The sequence below is a fragment of the Streptomyces sp. NBC_00670 genome (assembly GCF_036226765.1).
Classification (GTDB): Bacteria; Actinomycetota; Actinomycetes; order Streptomycetales; family Streptomycetaceae; genus Streptomyces.
Genome location: NZ_CP109017.1, coordinates 1,189,637 through 1,204,135 on the forward strand (window position 1 = coordinate 1,189,637; position 14,499 = coordinate 1,204,135).

At 67.7% G+C, this 14,499-nt stretch carries 9 protein-coding genes, 2 rRNA genes and 1 pseudogene; all 12 read right to left on the reverse strand.

What is annotated here, in order from left to right; translation table 11 throughout:
• Positions 1-456: 456 nt before the first annotated feature.
• Positions 457-1,941 (reverse strand): annotated as a pseudogene (locus OIE12_RS05245) (DNA polymerase IV); the annotation flags it as partial.
• A 127-nt stretch (positions 1,942-2,068) separates the two neighbouring features.
• The gene (locus tag OIE12_RS05250) at positions 2,069-2,740 is read right to left on the reverse strand and encodes a MerR family transcriptional regulator (protein WP_329132229.1); all 672 of its coding nucleotides are present in this window, start codon (positions 2,738-2,740) and stop codon (positions 2,069-2,071) included.
• Positions 2,741-2,960: 220 nt separating this feature from the next.
• Positions 2,961-3,434, reverse strand: coding sequence for a bifunctional nuclease family protein (locus OIE12_RS05255; protein ID WP_006144119.1), 474 nt, complete (start codon positions 3,432-3,434; stop codon positions 2,961-2,963).
• Between the two features lie 127 nt (positions 3,435-3,561).
• On the reverse strand, positions 3,562-4,317 hold the full coding sequence (gene ftsR, locus OIE12_RS05260) for a transcriptional regulator FtsR (protein ID WP_329132231.1): 756 nt from the start codon (positions 4,315-4,317) through the stop codon (positions 3,562-3,564).
• A 43-nt stretch (positions 4,318-4,360) separates the two neighbouring features.
• A complete protein-coding gene (locus tag OIE12_RS05265; protein WP_329132233.1) occupies positions 4,361-5,317 on the reverse strand; it encodes an FHA domain-containing protein in 957 nt (318 codons plus the stop codon).
• A 61-nt stretch (positions 5,318-5,378) separates the two neighbouring features.
• The gene (locus tag OIE12_RS05270; protein ID WP_329141736.1) at positions 5,379-6,332 is read right to left on the reverse strand and encodes a DUF881 domain-containing protein; all 954 of its coding nucleotides are present in this window, start codon (positions 6,330-6,332) and stop codon (positions 5,379-5,381) included.
• Between the two features lie 5 nt (positions 6,333-6,337).
• The gene (locus OIE12_RS05275) at positions 6,338-6,670 is read right to left on the reverse strand and encodes a small basic family protein (RefSeq protein WP_003977440.1); all 333 of its coding nucleotides are present in this window, start codon (positions 6,668-6,670) and stop codon (positions 6,338-6,340) included.
• Complete coding sequence (locus tag OIE12_RS05280) at positions 6,667-7,602, reverse strand: DUF881 domain-containing protein (RefSeq protein ID WP_329132236.1); 936 nt, start codon at positions 7,600-7,602, stop codon at positions 6,667-6,669. The genes OIE12_RS05275 and OIE12_RS05280 overlap by 4 nt, the downstream gene beginning before the upstream one ends.
• 120 nt (positions 7,603-7,722) lie before the next feature.
• Positions 7,723-10,218 (reverse strand): mannose-1-phosphate guanyltransferase, encoded by a 2,496-nt coding sequence (locus OIE12_RS05285; RefSeq protein WP_030380898.1) that lies wholly within the window; start codon positions 10,216-10,218, stop codon positions 7,723-7,725.
• Between the two features lie 113 nt (positions 10,219-10,331).
• Positions 10,332-10,940 carry a CDP-alcohol phosphatidyltransferase family protein gene (locus OIE12_RS05290; protein WP_329132239.1) on the reverse strand — a complete coding sequence of 203 codons (609 nt, stop codon included), beginning with the start codon at positions 10,938-10,940 and terminating at the stop codon, positions 10,332-10,334.
• A gap of 176 nt (positions 10,941-11,116) precedes the next feature.
• A 5S ribosomal RNA gene (gene rrf, locus OIE12_RS05295) occupies positions 11,117-11,233 on the reverse strand.
• Positions 11,234-11,320: 87 nt separating this feature from the next.
• A 23S ribosomal RNA gene (locus OIE12_RS05300) occupies positions 11,321-14,447 on the reverse strand.
• Positions 14,448-14,499 lie beyond the last annotated feature (52 nt).

Here is a 14,499-nt window from a genome sequence, read left to right on the forward strand (position 1 = left end):
ACGGGGCTCGACGGCGCCCCCGCCCGTCCTGGCGCCGGGGCTGCCCCCGCCCGTCCCGCTGCCGGGGCCGTGCGCCTCGCCGACGCCCGTGTGGACATCGGCGCCCGAACCGCCGGCCTCGGCAGCGCCCGGGCCCGGGCCCGCTCCAGCAACCCCTCCGCCCGCCTCGGCGTCGGAGCGAGACGGCTGGGCCACGCCCGCGCGCATGACGCCACCTGAACCATGCGGCTCGACGCCGGGCTCCTGCGGCTCGACGCCGGGTTCCTGCGGCTCGGTGTCGCGCTTCCGCAGCTCAGTGTCGGGGCCAGGCGGCTCGGTGCCGGGGCCCTGCGCATCGACGCCGCGCTTCCGCGCCTCGGTGTCGTGGTCCTGCGCCTCGACGCCGGGGCCCTGCGGCTCGATGTCGTAGTCCTGCACCTTGACGCCGGGGCCCTGCGCATCGACGCCGTGCTCCCGCGCCCCGACGCCGGAGCCCTGCGGGTCCGTGCCGGGGCCGGGAGCCCCCGGGTTCGCCGCGGGTATCCGCCGCGGCGGGCCGGCGTAGCCCGGGCCCGGCGCGGAAATCAGCGGCAGCGGATCCGCCGGCTGGAGGTCGGCGTCCTCCGCCCGGAACGTACGCACCCGCCCCGGCGCGGACTGCGGCGTCTCGAACCGTACGGTCACTCGCCCCAGCCCGCTGCCCTGCACCCACCCGGGCCCGAGTTCGGCGTGCGTCACGTCCTGGCCGGGCCGCCAGTGCCGTTCCGCCGCTCCGGCGGGCTCTCCACGCACCGCGTCGTCGTCCGCTCCCGGCGGCGCCCCGCCGGGTTCCCCGGGCCCCGCGTCCCGCCCCGTTTCCTCCGGCGGCGCGGCAGTCCCCCCGGCCTCCAGATGCGCCTGCGCGAACAGGTCCTCCTGCGTGTAGTCGGCGAGTCCGCTGACCCCGACCCCGAGCAGCCGTACGCCACCGGTCGTGTCCACCGACTCCAGCAGCCGCCCGGCCGCCTCGCGCACCACCGCCGGGTCGTCCGTGGGCCCGCGCAGGGTCTCGGAGCGGGTCAGCGTGGAAAAGTCGTACCGCCGCACCTTCAGCACGATGGTGCGCCCCGAGAGCCCCGCCTCCCGCAGCCGCCGTACGCACCGCTCCGCGAGCCGCGTCACCTCCGTACGGACCCGTACCCGGTCGTGGATGTCGACGTCGTACGTGTCCTCCACGGAGACCGACTTCGTGTCCCGCTCGGCCACCACCGGCCGTTCGTCGCGCGCGAGCGCCATGGCGTACAGCGACTGTCCGTGCGCCTTGCCGAGGAGCCGGATCAGCTCCGCCTCCCCGGCCTCGGCGATCTCCTCGACGGTCGTGATCCCGCCGCGCCGCAGATGGTCCCCGGTGGCGGGGCCGACGCCGGGCAGCGTGCGCACGGACATCGGGCCGAGCAGGGCCCGCTCGGTGCCCGGCCGGATCATCACCAGGCCGTCCGGCTTGGCCTGTTCGGAGCCGATCTTGGCGAGCATCTTGGAGGCGGCCAGCCCCACCGAGCCCGTCAGCCCGGTGACCGCCTTGATGTCGGCGCGCAGCTTCACCCCGGCCAGCCGCGCCGACTCCTCGTCCCAGGCGACTCCCCCGGCCTCCAGGTCGACGAAGGCCTCGTCCAGGCTGAGCGGCTCCACCAGCGGTGAGAGGGCGCGCAGCAGCCCCATGACCTGGTCGCTGATGGCGCGGTAGAAGCCGAAGCGGGGCACCAGGTAGGCGGCGTGCGGAGCGAGCCGCCGCGCCTGTCCCATGGGCATCGCCGAGTGGACCCCGAAGACCCGCGCCTCGTAGGACGCCGTGGCCACCACCCCGCGCGGCCCGAGGCCGCCCACGACGACGGCCTTTCCGCGCAGGCTGGGTTTGGCTGCCTGCTCCGCCGAGGCGTAGAAGGCATCCATGTCGAGATGCAGGATCGTGGGCGCGCTTCGCACATCTCCGATGCTGCACCACACCACTGACAACGCGGACCGGCGACGCGGCGGCGCGCACGGTCCGCGCCCCGCCGGGCGCAGGGGAAACCGCCAGAACATGCCGTTCGGCGGCGCTCCCGTCGCGGTCTCAGACCGCCCGGTTCCGGCGCCGCGCCAGCTCGTCCGCCGGGTGCGCCCCCACCAGCGTCTCGCCCGTGTCGACGCGTTCGCCGTGCAGCTGGGAGAGGGCCCCCTCGACGTCCCGCCAGACCACTCCGACGGCGATGCCGAAGATGCCCTGCCCGCCCTGGAGCAGCGCGTGCACCTCGTCGGGCGACGTGCACTCGTAGACCGTCGCCCCGTCGCTCATCAGCGTCACGCGCTCGAGGTCCCGCAGCCCCTGTTCCCGCAGGTGCTGGACGGCGGTGCGGATGTTCTGCAGGGAAACCCCGGTGTCGAGGAAACGTTTGACGATCTTCAGCACGACGACGTCGCGGAAACTGTACAGCCGCTGGCTGCCCGAACCGTGCGCGGGCCGCACGCTCGGCTCGACGAGCCCGGTCCGGGCCCAGTAGTCGAGCTGGCGGTAGGTGATGCCGGCGGCGGCGCAGGCCGTGGGCCCCCGATAACCGATCCGCTCCGCCGGGTCGGTCGGACCCGCGGGGTCGGCCGGGGCGGCGGAAACGGCCTGCCCGTGCGGCACCGGAAGGGGGCGCGACGGCGCGTGGCCGGGCGCACCGGCGCGAAGCACATACCGGCCGCTCTCCCCCGGAATGCGTCCGGGGGCACCCCCAGCCGTACCGTCGCCGCTGCTTCTCACGCCGACCTCCGTCCTTGACCTGCCTTCTCGACGGTAGGCAGTCACCAGGGGTGCGTCAACGATCGCCACACTCGGCACGCCGAGTGATAATCACCCTGGGAGTGGTTTCCCGCGCCCTTCCGCGGGGAAAGGCTAGCCGAATGCCCTTGTGCGCCTTTCGTGCGCCGTCATGCGCCCCCTGTGCGCCGGGGCGGCAGGCCCCTCGCGGGAGCCGACGGGATCACTGGCTGCTGGTGCCGAAGTCCTCGGGTGAGATCTGGTCGAGGAACTCGCGGAACTTCTCGACCTCGTCCTCCTGCTCGTCCGGGATCGCGATGCCCGCGTCGTCGAGCACGCCGTCGCTCCCGTAGATCGGGGTGCCGGTGCGCAGGGCCAGCGCTATGGCGTCGGACGGCCGCGCGCTCACCTCGACCCCGCTGGCGAACACCAGCTCCGCGTAGAAGACGCCGTCACGCAGATCCGTGATGCGCACCTCCGTGAGCTCCTGGCCGACGGCTTCCAGCACGTCCTTGAACAGGTCGTGGGTCAGCGGCCGCGCGGGGGCCATGCCCTGCTGGGCGAAGGCGATGGCCGTCGCCTCCCCGGGGCCGATCCAGATGGGGAGGTAGCGGTCGCCCCCCACTTCACGCAGGAGCACGATCGGCTGGTTGGAGGGCATTTCGACCCGGACACCTACGACATCGAGCTCGTTCACACAGCAACCCTAGGCCGACGGCGGGACGTTTGGGTAGTCGAGGCGGGATCGGGGCGGGTATCCGCCCTCGGCGAACAGCGGGCCGTGACGCCGCTCACGGCGGGCGCAGCGCGGGCCCGCGACCGGGTCAGGGCAGGCGTATGCCCAGCGCCGTCTGCACCAGCGCGGCGTGGAGTTTCACCGCGAGACCCGCCAGTTCCTTGGTACGCGCTTCCGCGTGCGCCCTGGTCTGCGGATTGCGGTGGCGGCGCAGCGGGGCCACCACCTGGTCGACGAGACCGGCCTCACGGTCGGCGGCGGCCTTCATCACCCGCAGATGCCGCGGCTCGATGCCGAACCGGCCCAGCTCCACCACCAGAGTGGCGACGGTGGCGGCCTCGGCGTCGTACGTGCCGTCCGGCAGCGGCGCGAGCAGGCCGTACGACTCCCACTCCGTCAACTGCTCCTCGGCGATCTCCGCGGCGGCGAGCAGCTCCTCGCGGCCGAGGCGGGCGGCGGCGGGCGGCTCCGGCTCGGCGAGCAGGTCCTCCAGCCGCTCCCCGTCACCGGCCTCACGGGACCGGCCCGGGAACGGGATGCGGACCTCCTCGCCGCGTTCGCGGGCGTCGAGGTGTTCGCGGATCACCTTCAGCGGCAGGTAGTGGTCCCGCTGCATCCGCAGGACGTGCCCGAGGCGCTCGACGTCGCCGACGGTGAACTGGCGGTATCCGGAGGGGGTCCGCTGCGGCTCGACGAGCCCTTCCGCCTCCAGGAACCGGATCTTGGAGACGGTGACCTCGGGGAACTCCTCGCGCAGCACGTTGAGCACCGTGCCGATGCTCATCAGCCCGCGGTCCGCGGCGGCGGTGCCGCCGCCGGCACCGCCACTCGGTGTGTGAGGCATGGGCCTTCCCCGGTCTCTCCCCGGGCCCGGGACCCGGGGAGGCTCAGATGCCCCGCTGGCTCGCGTAGAAGACCAGCCGGTACTTGCCGATCTGCACCTCGTCGCCGTTGGCGAGCGCGACCTGGTCGATGCGCTCACGGTTGACGTAGGTGCCGTTGAGGCTGCCGACGTCGGCGACCGTGAACGTGCCCTCCGGCGTGCGGCGGAACTCCACATGGCGACGCGAGACCGTCACGTCGTCCAGGAAGATGTCGCTCTGCGGATGGCGGCCCGCCGTGGTCAGCTCGCTGTCGAGCAGGAAGCGGCTGCCCGAGTTGGGCCCGCGGCGCACCACAAGCAGCGCCGAGCCGAGCGGCAGCGCGTCGACCGCGGCCTGCGCCTCGGGCGACAGCGTCGGCATCTGCGTCTGGCCGGTGGTCTCGGCGTCGTAGGCCTCGAGGCCGGAGATGGAGATCGTGGACGTCGTCTCCGACGGACGCTCCGGGACCGCGCCGGCCCGCAGCGGCGCGCCGCAGTTGGAGCAGAAGCGGCTGTTCTCCGCGTTGCGGTTGCCGCACCTCGTACACACCAGGGCCGACATGGACGGATCCTCCTGCCGCGGCTGCCCACCAGGGGCTTGGGACGCGTACGGGCCGGCGCCGAAGCCGCCACCCGCACCTGAGGTCGACGGATCCCCGAAACCTATGCGTCCGGAAGCGGCAGGGTCAACAGACGACGCGCCCTGACCTCCCGAAACGCCACCACCCTGACCCGCGACCTGATCGCGGAAGAGCGGACGCTCCGCTTCCTGCGGCTGTGCGCGATGACGGGCGGTCGCGTTGTCGCTGCCCTCTCGCGCGCTCTTGCCGAACAACTTCGCAAACAACTTCACGGGCGATTCCCCTTGACCGAAACAGACCCGCCCGTGGGGCAGGACGAACCCTGATTGAACACACCGGTCGACCCGGACATCCTCACAACGTCCGTATCCACCAGACAGTTTCCACCACGCACCCGCCATTCGGTGCGTCGACCCCCCGCAAGCTCATGCCCTCGCCGCACGCTCCCCATGCGCCCCCGCCTCACTGCGAGGTCGACCGAGCGTAGTCAGGCCGCTCCGCGGCTCGCAAGGCGTCCACAACGATCTTCGTCGAACGCTCCACGGTGACCGTGGCCTGCTCCTTCTCCAGGGTCTGCACCACGCCTCCGGGGATGTTGAGCGCCGGCTCGAGGTCCTGCGGCTTGCCGATGACCTTGAAACGATAGGGACCGTTGATCTTGTTCCCGTCGACGGCGATCCCCTTGCCCGAGTCCGAGAGATAGGTGTCGGCGACCACCCGGACGTCGTCGACCTGGATGGCCTCCGCGCCCGCCGCACGCAGCTCCTGGATCGCGTCGAGCAGCATGTCCGCCTCGACCGTCCCCTTCGTGTCCTCGATGGTCATGGTGATGCCGGGTCCCTGCGCGGCCACCGTGCCCGCCAGGATGCCGAGTTGCTTCTCCTTCTCGGCCGTCTGCTTGCGCGCCTCCTCCGCCTGGTCCGAGCTGTTCTCCAGCTCGGTCCGCTGGTCCTCGAGACCCTGCTTCTCGTCCTCAAGACGCTGCGTGCGGTCGTCGAGTTCATCGAGGATACGGACCAGGTCCTCCTGGCGGGCGCCGCGCAGCGCGCTGTCGCTGTCACTGTTGGAGGCGACCTGGACGGCGAGGCCGAAGCCGAGGCCGAACAGGAGCAGCGCCACGATGAGTTGCGCGCGGGTGAGCCGCGGCGGCCAGAGCCCCTTGAGCAGTCGCTGACGGCCCGTCAGTGACGGATCGCCGCCTTTGCCGCCGCCATCGCCCCTGGCGGGCTCCGAGGGCTGCTGGGCCGGCTGCCGGGGCGGCGGCGAGTACCGGGCAGGACCGCTCTCGGCCGGTACCGGACGGACCTCCTGGGGCAGTTCCGCACGCAGATGGTGCGGCGCGGCGCCGCGGATCTCGCGCGGCGCACCGCCCCCGGTGTCGCGGCTCTTGTCGCTCTCGTCGCTGTCGTCGTGCATCGGCCTCACGCCCGAAAAACGTGCCGGCGGATCGCGGCGGCGTTGGAGAAGATGCGGATGCCGAGGACGACCACGACGCCGGTGGAGAGCTGCGCGCCCACACCCAGCTTGTCGCCCAGAAAGACGATCAGCGCGGCCACGACCACGTTGGACAGGAACGACACCACGAAGACCTTGTCGTCGAAGATGCCGTCGAGCATGGCCCGCAATCCGCCGAACACGGCGTCCAGCGCGGCGACGACCGCGATGGGCAGATACGGCTCGACGGCCGCCGGCACCTCGGGCCGGACCAACAGGCCGGCCACGACTCCCACGACGAGGCCCAGTACGGCGATCACGATGTGCCCTTCCCGGTGTTCTTGGTGCTCGGTTCCGCGTTCTTGGTGCTCGGCTGCGCCGTTCTCACGATCACGCTCGGCGCCGCGGGCAGCCGGAGGTCCTTCTGGGTGGAGATGGCCGTCCGGATCCCGTAGTTCTCCTGCAGGGCATGCAGATACAGCCCGTCGGCACTGTCCTGGAACCTGCGGCTCAGCCGCTCGCCGTCCCCCACCGCGAGCACCGTGTACGGCGGCACCAGCGGCCTGTTGTCGACGAGTATGGCGTCCCCGGCCGCCCTGATCGCGGACAGCGCCGTCAGACGCTGCCCGTTGACGGTGATCGCCTCCGCGCCGGACTGCCACAGCCCGTTGACCACGCGCTGCATGTCGCGGTCACGGACGCGCCCGGTGTCGGAGAAGCCGGAGGTCTGGCGCGGGTCCCCGTTGCCACCGCCGGACGCCTCCTTGGCGTCGTTCACGACGAGCTTGACGCCGGGGCCGTGCACTTCGACGGCGCCCGACAGGATGCCCACCAGATCGGCCCCGTCACCGCCACCGCTGGACTTCAGTGCCTGCCGCTGCCGGTCGCCCACGTCGTCCCGCAGGGCGTCGACCTTGGTCTCCAGCGTGTCCGCCGCGTCGGTCTCGCGGTCGATGCGGTCGATGAGTTCCTGACGCTCCTTGGCGACCGTGGGGGCGGCGACCCGTGCCTGGGCCGCGCCGACGGTCACGACCAGTGCCGCGAGGACGAGTCCGGCCGCGAGCCCGAGCCGGGCCCGCACCGTCTTCGGCATGCCGCCGGCGCCCTCGGCCCGCCTCCGGGCGGCGGCCTCGGCATAGCCGTCGTCGAGGCTGTGGTCCATGACGTTGGTGAGCAACGACATGGAGGCGTCCGGACGCGAGGGACGCGTCACTGTCCGCCGAACGGGGGGTGGCTGCGGCATGCCGCACATCGTCGCACGTCGTCCGCCGTACCTCCGAATGGCCCCACCCGCGTGCCGGACAGGCCCCCTTGGGGGCACTTGTCCGGCACGCGGGTGGCCGTGCGGTACGTCCTCACACCCTCCGGCGGGTCAGCGGCCCGCGCTGTCGACGATCGCCGACCACTCGTCGAGCAGGGCCTGCGCGGAGGCGTCGTCGGGACCCTCGGCCCACAGGTGCGTGACTGCCTCGGCCGGGTCGGGCAGCACCATCACCCAGCGGCCGTCACTCTCCACGACCCGCACACCGTCCGTGGTGTCCACGGAGCGGTCGCCGGCCGCCTCGACCACCCGGCGCATGACCAGACCCTTGACGGCCCACGGGGTGGCCAGGTCACGCCTGAGCACATGCGCCCGCGGAATGCGCGCGTCGATCTGGCTGAGCGTGAGCTGGGTACGCGCCACGAGCCCGATGAGCCGTACGAAGGCGGCCGTGCCGTCGAACACGCTGCTGAACTCCGGCACGATGAACGCGCCCCGGCCGTCGCCGCCGAAGATGGTCTGGTCCTCGCGCCCGACCCGGGTGAGGTCGTCGGGCGAGGTCGTCGTCCACTCCACCTGCGTGCCGTGGTACGCGGCCACCTGCTCGGCGATCCGCGTGGTGGTCACCGGCAGCGCCACGCGCCCGCTGCGCCGCTCGGCGGCCACCAGGTCGAGCATCACCAGCAGCGCACGGTCGTCCTCGACGATGCGGCCCTTCTCGTCGACGAGCGACAGCCGCTCGCCCACCGGGTCGAACCGCACACCGAACGCGGCCCGCGAGGAGGCCACGATCTCCCCGAGCCGTACCAGCCCCGAGCGCCGCATGTCTGCGGTCTCGGTGGGCCGGGACTCGTCGAGACCGGGGTTGATGGTCAGCGAGTCGACACCGAGCTTGCCGAGCAGGCTCGGCAGCACGAGTCCGGCGCTGCCGTTGGAGGCGTCCACGACGACCTTCAGCCCGGACTCGGCGATCCCGGTGGTGTCGACGTTCCGCAACAGCGACCCGGTGTACGAGTCGAAGACGCTGGACGGGAAGTGCAGATCGCCGATCTCCCCGGGGAACGCCCGCCGGTACTCCTGGCGCGCGAACACCCGGTCGAGCTTGCGCTGACTGCCCTGGGACAGGTCGGCACCCTGGCTGTCGAAGAACATGATGTCGACGGAGTCGGGCACCCCGGGCGTGGTCCGGATCATGATGCCGCCGGCACTGCCTCTGGCGGTCTGCTGCCGGGCCACGGGCAGCGGCACGTTCTCCAGGTCGCGTACGTCGATGGCGCTGGCCTGGAGCGCGGAGATGACGGCCCGCTTGAGCGCACGGGCGCCACGGGAGTGGTCACGCGCGGTGGTGACGGTCGACCCCTTCTTCAGGGTCGTCGCATAGGCACCGGCCAGCCGCACGGCCAGCTCGGGGGTGATCTCCACGTTCAGCACACCGGAGACACCGCGGGCCCCGAAGAGATGCGCCTGCCCGCGGGACTCCCAGATCACCGAGGTGTTGACGAACGCGCCCGCCTCGATCGTCTTGAACGGGTAGACGCGCACATTGCCCTGGACGATCGATTCCTCACCGATCAGGCACTCGTCACCGATGACCGCGCCGTCCTCGATCCGGGCAGCCCGCATGATGTCGGTGTTCTTGCCGACCACACAGCCGCGCAGATTGCTGTGCTGCCCGATGTAGACGTTGTCGTGGACGACCGCCTTGTGCAGGAAGGCACCGCTCTTGACGACCACGTTGGAGCCGACGACGGTGTGTTCCCGGATTTCGGCGCCGGCCTCGACCTTGGCGTAGTCGCCGATGTAGAGCGGTCCCCGCAGCACGGCGTCGGGATGCACCTCGGCACCCTCGGCCACCCAGACACCGGGAGAGATCTCGAACCCGTCGAGTTCGACGTCGACCTTTCCCTCGAGCACATCGGCCTGGGCCTTCACATAGCTCTCGTGGGTGCCGACGTCCTCCCAGTAACCCTCGGCGACATAGCCGTAGATCGGCTTGCCCTCCTTCATCAGCTGCGGGAAGACGTCACCGGACCAGTCGACGGACACATCGGCCTCGACGTAGTCGAAGACCTCCGGCTCCATGACGTAAATGCCGGTGTTGACGGTGTCGGAGAACACCTGTCCCCAGGTCGGCTTCTCGAGGAAGCGCTCGACCTTGCCCTCCTCGTCGACGATCGTGATGCCGAATTCCAGCGGATTGGGCACACGCGTCAGACAGACGGTGACGAGCGCGCCCTTTTCCTTGTGGAAGTTGATCAGATCGGTGAGGTCGAAATCCGTGAGGGCATCACCGGAGATGACGAGGAACGCGTCGTCCTTCAACGCCTCTTCGGCGTTCTTGACGCTGCCCGCCGTACCGAGCGGCTTCTCCTCGTTGGCATAGGTGAGCTCCATGCCGAGCTCTTCGCCGTCCCCGAAGTAGTTCTTGACCAACGAGGCCAAGAACTGCACGGTGACTACGGTCTCGTTCAGCCCATGCCTTTTGAGCAACCGCAGCACATGCTCCATGATCGGGCGATTCGCCACGGGCAGGAGCGGCTTGGGCATGCTCGAGGTCATGGGGCGAAGGCGCGTGCCTTCGCCTCCGGCCATCACGACGGCCTTCATGTCGGAAGCGTCCTCCTCAAGAGACGACGGTTGGCCGACTTCACCCGTCCTAATTGTCCCGCACATTTACGACGCGGGCCAACGAGCCACTTCAGGCCGTACAACCGGCGAGCTCAATCGGCCATGGCGTCCGCACGGACAAGGCGGCGGACCTGTACCACGTAGAGGACTCCTGCCCACCAATACAGGGTTGTACCCCACCCTGCGAACGCCCATCCGAAAATGGCTGCGAGTGAGGGGAGCCATCCACTTCCGTCACTGAGGAGGAGCAGCGGGAAGGCGTACATCAGGTTGAAGGTGGCCGCCTTGCCCAGGAAGTTCACCTGCGGCGGCGGATAGCCGTGCCGCCTGAGGACACCCACCATGACCAGCAGCACGAGCTCGCGCGCCAGCAGCACACAGGTGAGCCAGAGTGGCAGGATCTCGCGCCAGGTGAGTCCGACGAGCGTCGACAGGATGTACAGCCGGTCGGCCGCGGGGTCGAGGAGCCGGCCAAGGCTGCTGATCTGGTTCCAGCGCCGGGCGAGCTTGCCGTCCAGGTAGTCGCTGACGCCGCTGAAGGCGAGGACGAGCAGCGCCCAGCCGTCACTCTCGGGGCCGCCGAACTCGGGCCGGAGGATCAGCCACAGGAAGAGCGGTACCCCGACGAGTCGCGCCATGCTGAGGATGTTCGGGATGGTGAGGACCCGGTCCGTCTGAACGCGGGTCTCCTGGACCTCCACCCGGGGGCCTCCTGAGGAAATGTGCCAACGATGCCACCTGACCTTACCCGGCAGGATCGAACGGCGGAGCGGAGGGGTGCCGGCGGCGGTCGCACGGGACGACAGAGCCTCACCGAATACACCGCAAACGTAGAAATCCCCCGTGCCGACCGGCACGGGGGATTTCTACACGTATTGTTCGGCGGTGTCCTACTCTCCCACAGGGTCCCCCCTGCAGTACCATCGGCGCTGTAAGGCTTAGCTTCCGGGTTCGGAATGTAACCGGGCGTTTCCCCTACGCTATGACCACCGAAACACTATGAAACACACAACCCGGCACACCATTCACATGGCAGCGGTTGTTCGTGGTTTCAGAACCAACACAGTGGACGCGAGCAACTGAGGACAAGCCCTCGGCCTATTAGTACCAGTCAACTCCACACCTTGCAGTGCTTCCATATCTGGCCTATCAACCCAGTCGTCTACTGGGAGCCTTACCCCATCAAGTGGGTGGGAGTCCTCATCTCGAAGCAGGCTTCCCGCTTAGATGCTTTCAGCGGTTATCCCTCCCGAACGTAGCCAACCAGCCATGCCCTTGGCAGAACAACTGGCACACCAGAGGTTCGTCCGTCCCGGTCCTCTCGTACTAGGGACAGCCCTTCTCAAGACTCCTACGCGCGCAGCGGATAGGGACCGAACTGTCTCACGACGTTCTAAACCCAGCTCGCGTACCGCTTTAATGGGCGAACAGCCCAACCCTTGGGACCGACTCCAGCCCCAGGATGCGACGAGCCGACATCGAGGTGCCAAACCATCCCGTCGATATGGACTCTTGGGGAAGATCAGCCTGTTATCCCCGGGGTACCTTTTATCCGTTGAGCGACGGCGCTTCCACAAGCCACCGCCGGATCACTAGTCCCGACTTTCGTCCCTGCTCGACCCGTCGGTCTCACAGTCAAGCTCCCTTGTGCACTTACACTCACCACCTGATTACCAACCAGGCTGAGGGAACCTTTGGGCGCCTCCGTTACCCTTTAGGAGGCAACCGCCCCAGTTAAACTACCCATCAGACACTGTCCCTGATCCGGATCACGGACCCAGGTTAGACATCCAGCACGACCAGACTGGTATTTCAACGACGACTCCCACCGAACTGGCGTCCGATGTTCACAGTCTCCCAGCTATCCTACACAAGCCGAACCGAACACCAATATCAAACTGTAGTAAAGGTCCCGGGGTCTTTCCGTCCTGCTGCGCGAAACGAGCATCTTTACTCGTAGTGCAATTTCACCGGGCCTATGGTTGAGACAGTCGAGAAGTCGTTACGCCATTCGTGCAGGTCGGAACTTACCCGACAAGGAATTTCGCTACCTTAGGATGGTTATAGTTACCACCGCCGTTTACTGGCGCTTAAGTTCTCAGCTTCGCCCACCCGAAAGTGAGCTAACCGGTCCCCTTAACGTTCCAGCACCGGGCAGGCGTCAGTCCGTATACATCGCCTTACGGCTTCGCACGGACCTGTGTTTTTAGTAAACAGTCGCTTCTCGCTGGTCTCTGCGGCCACCCCCAGCTCACCGTGCAAGACGGATCACCAGGTGTGGCCCCCCTTCTCCCGAAGTTACGGGGGCATTTTGCCGAGTTCCTTAACCATAGTTCACCCGAACGCCTCGGTATTCTCTACCAGACCACCTGAGTCGGTTTAGGGTACGGGCCGCCATGAAACTCGCTAGAGGCTTTTCTCGACAGCATAGGATCATCCACTTCACCACAATCGGCTCGGCATCAGGTCTCAGCCCCATGAACGGCGGATTTACCTACCGTCCGGCCTACACCCTTACCCCGGGACAACCACCGCCCGGGATGGACTACCTTCCTGCGTCACCCCATCACTCACCTACTAACCGCTTGGGCCGGCGGCTCCACCACTCCGAGATTGTCCGAAGACGCACCCGGCGGCTTCACGGCCTTAGCATCACGATGCTCGATGTTTGACGCTCCACAGCGGGTACCGGAATATCAACCGGTTATCCATCGACTACGCCTGTCGGCCTCGCCTTAGGTCCCGACTTACCCTGGGCAGATCAGCTTGACCCAGGAACCCTTAGTCAATCGGCGCACACGTTTCCCACGTGTGAATCGCTACTCATGCCTGCATTCTCACTCGTCAACCGTCCACAACTACCTTCCGGTGCTGCTTCACCCGGCAGACGACGCTCCCCTACCCATCACGATCCCCGTTGGGGGTACATATCGCAATGACACGACTTCGGCGGTACGCTTGAGCCCCGCTACATTGTCGGCGCGGAATCACTAGACCAGTGAGCTATTACGCACTCTTTCAAGGGTGGCTGCTTCTAAGCCAACCTCCTGGTTGTCTCTGCGACTCCACATCCTTTCCCACTTAGCGTACGCTTAGGGGCCTTAGTCGATGCTCTGGGCTGTTTCCCTCTCGACCATGGAGCTTATCCCCCACAGTCTCACTGCCGCGCTCTCACTTACCGGCATTCGGAGTTTGGCTAAGGTCAGTAACCCGGTAGGGCCCATCGCCTATCCAGTGCTCTACCTCCGGCAAGAAACACACGACGCTGCACCTAAATGCATTTCGGGGAGAACCAGCTATCACGGAGTTTGATTGGCCTTTCACCCCTAACCACAGGTCATCCCCCAGGTTTTCAACCCTGGTGGGTTCGGTCCTCCACGACCTCTTACAGCCGCTTCAACCTGCCCATGGCTAGATCACTCCGCTTCGGGTCTTGAGCGTGCTACTAAAAACGCCCTCTTCGGACTCGCTTTCGCTACGGCTACCCCACCCGGGTTAACCTCGCAACACACCGCAAACTCGCAGGCTCATTCTTCAAAAGGCACGCAGTCACGAGACACAAGGCAAGCCTCGATGTCCGACGCTCCCACGGCTTGTAGGCACACGGTTTCAGGTACTATTTCACTCCGCTCCCGCGGTACTTTTCACCATTCCCTCACGGTACTATCCGCTATCGGTCACCAGGGAATATTTAGGCTTAGCGGGTGGTCCCGCCAGATTCACACGGGATTTCTCGGGCCCCGTGCTACTTGGGTATCTTCCAAACGAGCCGCTGACGTTTCGACTACGGGGGTCTTACCCTCTACGCCGGACCTTTCGCATGTCCTTCGCCTACATCAACGGTTTCTGACTCGTCCTGTCGCCGGCAGACGACAGAAGAAAGAACCCACAACCCCCACGACGCAACCCCTGCCGGGTCTCACACGTCGAAGGTTTGGCCTCATCCGGTTTCGCTCGCCACTACTCCCGGAATCACGGTTGTTTTCTCTTCCTGCGGGTACTGAGATGTTTCACTTCCCCGCGTTCCCTCCACTTGCCCTATGTGTTCAGGCAAGGGTGACAGCCCATGACGACTGCCGGGTTTCCCCATTCGGACACCCCCGGATCAAAGCCTGGTTGACGACTCCCCGGGGCCTATCGCGGCCTCCCACGTCCTTCATCGGTTCCTGGTGCCAAGGCATCCACCGTGCGCCCTTAAAAACTTGGCCACAGATGCTCGCGTCCACTGTGCAGTTCTCAAACAACGACCAACCACCCATC